Below are 6,085 nucleotides of genomic sequence, written 5' to 3'. Positions count from 1 at the left end.
CGCCAGCCGCTGGCGCGGCTGCGCGCGGCCCTGCTGCAGATCGAGAGTCTGCTTGGCGCGCGCGATGGTGAACCAGCGTTGACCAGCATCTCGATCAGCGACTTCATCCGCCAGCACCGGTCTCGCTTGCCGGCGGCGCTTCCCGCCAGCGCGCATCCGCATCCGGCGTCGCCGGCGGCGCTGGCCGCCTTTGCCCTCACTGAACAGCAACGCACCCGCCTCGCATTGGCGTTGCTACGCGCGGCGGCTAGCCGTGCCCAACGCGATGACGATCTGCGGCTGGTAGGTGAACTCCTCACCCAAAGCCACTGGGAGCAGGCGGCGCTCGGTTTGACCGACCCGCACGCCGATGCCCTAGTTGAACAGCTCACAGCGCCGGCCATCTTTGGCGCGCGCCAGCCGGTGGCGACCACGCACACCACTGTGCTCGTCTTTGGCCGCAGCGACGCCGAAGCTGAGGTGCAGCGCGTTGTCGCCGCGTACCAAGAACGGACTGGCGTAGTTGTGCGGGTGGCGCGGATGTGAGGGGTGGGTTTAGGGACGGACAGCATGCCTGAGCGTAGATACCGTTGATGGTGTTGCGATGCGCCGTTTCACCCTCGCCCTCAGCCCCGCTTTCCGGCTGTCATTGCGAGGGAGCGGCGACACCCAGCCGCGCTGGATGTCGCCCGACCGAAGCAATCGCCCGCTCCAGCGGCCTGAGCCGGCTCCGGGATGGCAGGACGGGGAACCCGGCCCTTCAGGGCCGGGCTGGGGTTAGGAAGCCCGCTGTGCGGGCTGGGAACCAAGGCGGGCAGTCGTCCTGATATCCCCGGCCCTGAAGGGCCGGGCGGCGGAGGCGAAAACCGGACGTTGCGTCAATATCGCTCCCGTCAGCCCGCGCAGCGGGCTTTATAATGGTCGCCCGGCCATAAAGGGCTGGGCGAATGTGGGCGGGCGCAACGGGCCGGTTTCGTCCGGCCAATCCTGCCTGCAAGGTTGTGTCCCCCTTTATGCTATCCTGAGCGTGTCACGGCAATGGTAAAGCCCACTACGAGCTGTCACTGCTCACGGAGCAATCCTATGTCTCAATCACGCTATTGCCCGCAGTGCGGGTCACCGGTATCGGCAGGCGAACGGTTTTGCGCCAATTGCGGTGCGCGGATGTCGGAACAGTCGCCGCCGGTAGTACCGGCTCCACCAACACCTTTCACACCCGTACCATCCCTGCCAGCTACAACACCGTCGCCTGCAACCGGCAAGATCGTGCTTTTTGTTGTCGTCGGGCTGATCGGTTTGCTGATCGTAGGTGGGGGGATTTGGCTAGTCTTGCTGAATCGCCCAACCACCACTACCTCGATTGCCACTGCCACCGCTACTCCTCGCCAGCCGGCCACTGCTACCCCTCGCCAAGCGGCCACCGCTACCCCGTTGCCAACCGCCACTCCGGTGGTTGGCGTCGTTGGTCAGCCGACTCCGCTTGGTGCCGCAGCGCTAGCCCGCACCAGCCAAGCGCAGACCGCGCAGGCGCTGGCCCCTACTCAGACCGCGCAGGCGCTGGCGTTGCTGGCTCCTACCCTGACCGCGCAGGCTGTAGAGGCTGAAGTGAGCGGCTTATTTGCTAGTTCGCGCCGGGTGTTCTACGATGAGTTCGTCGATAACCGCAACGCATGGTTTACCGGCGTTTTCCAAGAGATCGAACTCGACCTCATCGAAGATGGGGTTTTTAAGGTCATCTGGACGGGACGCGGCACGTCGTATGAGTTGTATGAACTCAGCTCATTCACCAATTTCATCAGCGAAGTTGATTGCCGGATTGCGCGCGGTGGCGGCGGTGGCAGTTGCAGTCTGGTGTTTAGCCAGCAGCGCAATGTTGGCTTTTACAAGTTTGAATTTTTCATCGACTATTTCCGGCTCTTTATCGTGCCGGCTGAGGGTGAATTGGTGACGCTGGTCGAGGGCGATCCTCGACTCTTTACGACGATTGGCGATGTCAACCGCTTACGCGTGATCAAGCAAGGCGATCGCATCCGTTTGTTCATCAACGGCGTAGTAGTAGGTGATCTCCGTGATGCGACGTATCCGTCGGGGCGGATTGGCGTTTCGACTGCCTGTTACCGCGAAGAGGGCGGGGTCGAGGTGCATTTCGATAATTTCGGCATTTGGTCATTGCCAAACGTTTAAACGTAGAACCGCATGGCAATGCGGCTCCCGACCACGTAAAGCCGCACGGCAGTGCGGCCCACCTGAAAGGAACAAACGCAATGTCCTCTCCCTTCCCCCACTTGCTCGAGGAGTTTGTCGTCGTCAACGCAACGATAGATCGGGTCGAGCGGGTGATGACTGAACAGGCGCTGATGGAGCGCTGGATGTCGCCAGCCGTGCAGTTTACGCCGCTCGATGGCTGGCGCTTTGATACCGGTGCGCCATGGCGTTTGCGTCTCACCGGCGTTGGCCCGTTGCTCGAAGCTGGCTATGTGGTGGCCGAACGGCAGCCCGGTCTGGTGTTGTGGGCCTTCGATGGCTTCTGGGAGGGGTTTGATGCGTGGCACTGGCTGCCGTGGCAGGGCCGCGCCGATCAGACCCTCATCCAGAACCGGGTCGAGTACCGGCTCAAGGTGCCCGGCCTCGATCTGATCTGGCCGCTGACTATTGCGCCGCTGATGCAGCTCGACGCGAAAGCGCAGATGCAGCGGTTGAAGGATGTGTGCGAGCGGGGGTAGCGAGCGCAGGACACGGAATGCGCTGGTCTTGCCTAACCGTGCCAATCCGTGTCCGAGGCGGCTGTTGTGCAGCCACGCCTAAGATGTGGTACTCTGATGAAGCCCGCTCGCCTAACGATGGCGTGTATCGTTTTCCGTTTGGATGCAAGAGGGTCTGCACGCCAGTTGTAAGATGTGGTACTGCCCTCGCAGCGCTATCGCTGCGCGATTACCGGAGCCACTATGTTGCCATTGAAAGATACGATTCCCTCACGATCATTTCCGGCGGTCAACTGGGCCTTACTGGCGGCGAATGTGGTGGTCTTTCTCTTAATGGCCCGTGATACCCGTCTTGCCGAGGCGTGGATTAACGAGCTGGCGCTGGTGCCGGCGCGCTTTTTGGCCAATCCGCTTGATCCGGCTGAGCTGCTCACCATTTTTACCTCGATGTTTATGCACGGCGGCTGGTTTCACCTGTTCAGCAATATGCTGGCGCTCTATATCTTTGGCGATAACGTTGAAGACAGCATGGGTAGCCAGCGGTACCTCATCTTCTATTTGCTCTGCGGGGTAGCGGCAGCATTAACTCACGTTTTTTTCAATCCGAACTCACCAATTCCGACTGTCGGTGCCAGCGGTGCGCTGAGTGGTGTGCTAGCAGCTTACCTCCTCTTCTTTCCCGCGTCGCGTGTGATTACACTCGTGCCCGTCTTCTTTTTGCCGTTGCTCTTTGAAATTCCGGCAGTGGTCTACCTTGGGTTGTGGTTCATTTCGCAATTGGCGAATGGCGTCTTTTCAATCTTCATCAACGTGCAGGCGATGGGTGGCGTGGCGTGGTGGGCGCATATCGGCGGCTTTGTTGCCGGCTTGGTGCTGGCGCCGCTCTTCCGGCCACGGCGCTACGTGCGGCGTTACTACCTCGACGAATACTATCCGTGGTGATGGCTTGTAGAGAGGTGCAGTATGGATTTCTTTTCGCTGTTGTGGCTCTTTTTCATCATCACGTCGTTGCAGCCGGTGATTAAGCAGCGCATGCTTGATGCCGCTCGCCAGCGCTTGCTGGAGCAGTTGGAACGTAAGCGTAAGAGCCGGGTGATCGCACTGATCCATCGCCAAGAGACGATGAGCCTGCTCGGTTTTCCGCTGGTGCGCTACATTAGCATCGAAGACTCAGAGGCGGTGCTGCGCGCGATTAAGATGACCGATCGCGATATTCCGATTGACCTGATCCTGCACACTCCCGGCGGTTTGGTGCTGGCTTCAGAACAGATTGCTCGCGCACTCCAGAAGCATTCGGCCAAGGTGACGGTCTTTGTGCCGCACTATGCGATGTCGGGCGGTACGCTGATTGCGCTCGCTGCCGATGAGATTGTGATGGATGAGAACGCGGTATTGGGGCCGGTTGACCCGCAATTGGGCCAGCATCCGGCGGCGTCGATTTTGCGCGTGCTCGAACGCAAGCCGCTCAGCGAAGTTGATGATGAGACGCTGATGATGGCCGACATCGCCGAGAAGGCGATCCGGCAGGTGAAGCGCACGGTCTGCGAGCTGCTGCGCGATAAGATGACGGTTGAGAAAGCGGAAGAAGTGGCCCACACGCTGGCAAGCGGGATTTGGACGCACGATTACCCGATTACGGTTGACGAAGCGCGTGAATTGGGTTTGCCGATCAGCACCGAAATACCCGAAGAGATTTACCAGATTATGGCGCTGTACCCGCAAACTGCCCAGCGCCGCCCCTCAGTTGAATACATCCCCGCGCCGCGTTCGCGCCAGTTTGATGTATCGTAGGGTGGGCAGATCGGCCCTTATGGAGTGCAGCAGTTTGACTGCCGCACTCCATAAGGTTCACTCGCACCGATTACTAAATAATTCCTCTCCCCGCCGTTGCCTACTTTCCCCTTGAGCTTGTTCTTCAACCAGATATAATCATTACTTAACAAAAGCTTGATACGGCTTGTGCGGGCAGAGCGTCGCTCTGCCCTTGTTAGACTGCTCTGCCCGTAACGGAAAAGGTTCCAGCCATGACGCTCTCGTTTCGTCTCGTCGATATCAATGGCCCGTTTATCGATCCATCCGCCCCGGTGCGGAATTGGTCGTTGTTTCCCTTTTGCCAAATCGATCTGCCGGCGCCGCCGTATGTTGATCAAGCGCGCTTGCAGCTCGGCGTGGCGCGGGCGCGGGCCTATCTGGCGGCGGTGCAGGCGCAAGGTTATACCGGGATCGTGATTGACAATCTGGCCCATCTGGTGACGTTTGATCACGCGCTCCAACCATATTATGCGCCCGATAGCCCCTTCCGCCTGCGCGCGCTGGCCTACCGCCGCGCCTTACTGCCGTTGCTGCACGATGCCGCAGCGCGCGGGATGCAGGTCTATGTCACTTGCGATATGCAGTGGCTGACTGACGACCTACGCCGCGTCGTCGGGCCAATCGCGGCTGATAATCCGCAGGTGGCGGCGCTGAACCGGGCGGCGCTGATCGATCTGTTCACGGCGCTGCCGATGGTGAGCGGCGTAATTGTGCGGATCGGTGAAACGGGCGGTGCGCATGATGTCGCCGGCTATACCGGCCATCTGATCTACCACGAGGTGGCCGCGATTCGCCATCTGATCGCAACCTTGCTGCCGGTGTGCGCACAGTTTGACCGTCACTTGATCATGCGCACGTGGACGCTTGGCATTGGCGAGGCGGGTGATTTGCTCTGCTCGCCGGAACGCTACGCCGCCGTCTTTGCCGATCAGCGCGATCCGCATCTGCTGGTGTCGATCAAGCACACGCCCGCCGATTTCTTCCGGCTGTTGCCGCCCAATCCGACGTTGGGCCTGCCCGGCCCGCGCCAGATCGTCGAGCTGCAAAACCGGCGCGAGTACGAGCTGTTTGGCTTAGTGCCGTCTGGGTTGGTTGGTTTGCATAGCGCTATCATCCGGCGTGCTGCTCGCGACCCGCAGTGTGTGGGAATGTGGGCTTGGAACAGCACCGGCGGTTGGGGCGGCGGCGGTGCGTCGATTGGGCCACATGGCTGGAATCTGTGGACGGAAGCCGGCAGTGCGTTGACGGCGGCCCTCGCGATCCATCCCGAACGTGATGCCGAGCAGTTTGTGAGCGAGTGGTTTCAGCAACGGTTAGCCGGCTATGATTCGGCCTTCGTGCGCGCGGTGACGGCTGCCTATATAGAGTCAGAGCAGTTGATCGAGCAGGGGTGGTATCTCGGCCACGCACCGGGGATGCGGCGAATCGGCGGGATTGTCGTACCTTCGTTGTTGTGGGTCTGGTGGATGCGTCCTACCGCTGCCTTGCCGGTCTGGGTCTATTTGGCTGAATTGGTGGGTGACGTTGAGCTGGTGATTGCGCAGGCGGAGCGGGCGGTGCAGCGCGCGCAGCATCTGCGCGCTGCCGTGGCG

General features: G+C 60.6%; 5 protein-coding genes and 1 pseudogene. All 6 read left to right on the top strand.

The features are described from left to right. Nucleotides 1-525, top strand: a pseudogene (locus U9R81_RS00955) (hypothetical protein); the annotation flags it as partial. Between the two features lie 537 nt (nt 526-1,062). Continuing rightward, nucleotides 1,063-2,163: a zinc-ribbon domain-containing protein gene (locus tag U9R81_RS00950; protein WP_322493674.1), complete on the top strand. Its 1,101-nt coding sequence runs from the start codon at nt 1,063-1,065 to the stop codon at nt 2,161-2,163. A gap of 80 nt (nt 2,164-2,243) precedes the next feature. Continuing rightward, entirely contained in the window at nt 2,244-2,702 is a 459-nt protein-coding gene (locus tag U9R81_RS00945) for an SRPBCC family protein (RefSeq protein WP_322493673.1), read from the top strand. Between the two features lie 222 nt (nt 2,703-2,924). After that, complete coding sequence (locus U9R81_RS00940; protein WP_322493672.1) at nt 2,925-3,623, top strand: rhomboid family intramembrane serine protease; 699 nt, start codon at nt 2,925-2,927, stop codon at nt 3,621-3,623. A 21-nt stretch (nt 3,624-3,644) separates the two neighbouring features. Next, on the top strand, nt 3,645-4,472 hold the full coding sequence (locus tag U9R81_RS00935; protein ID WP_322493671.1) for an SDH family Clp fold serine proteinase: 828 nt from the start codon (nt 3,645-3,647) through the stop codon (nt 4,470-4,472). A gap of 233 nt (nt 4,473-4,705) precedes the next feature. Next, nucleotides 4,706-6,085 (top strand): hypothetical protein (locus tag U9R81_RS00930; protein WP_322493670.1); only part of this gene is annotated, 1,380 nt, incomplete at its 3' end.

Origin of the sequence: Chloroflexus sp. (genome assembly GCF_034435895.1) — a bacterium.
In the GTDB taxonomy this organism is placed as follows: domain Bacteria; phylum Chloroflexota; class Chloroflexia; order Chloroflexales; family Chloroflexaceae; genus Chloroflexus.
The sequence above is the reverse complement of the archived record's forward strand: the minus strand, read 5'-3'. Positions and strand labels throughout refer to the sequence as shown.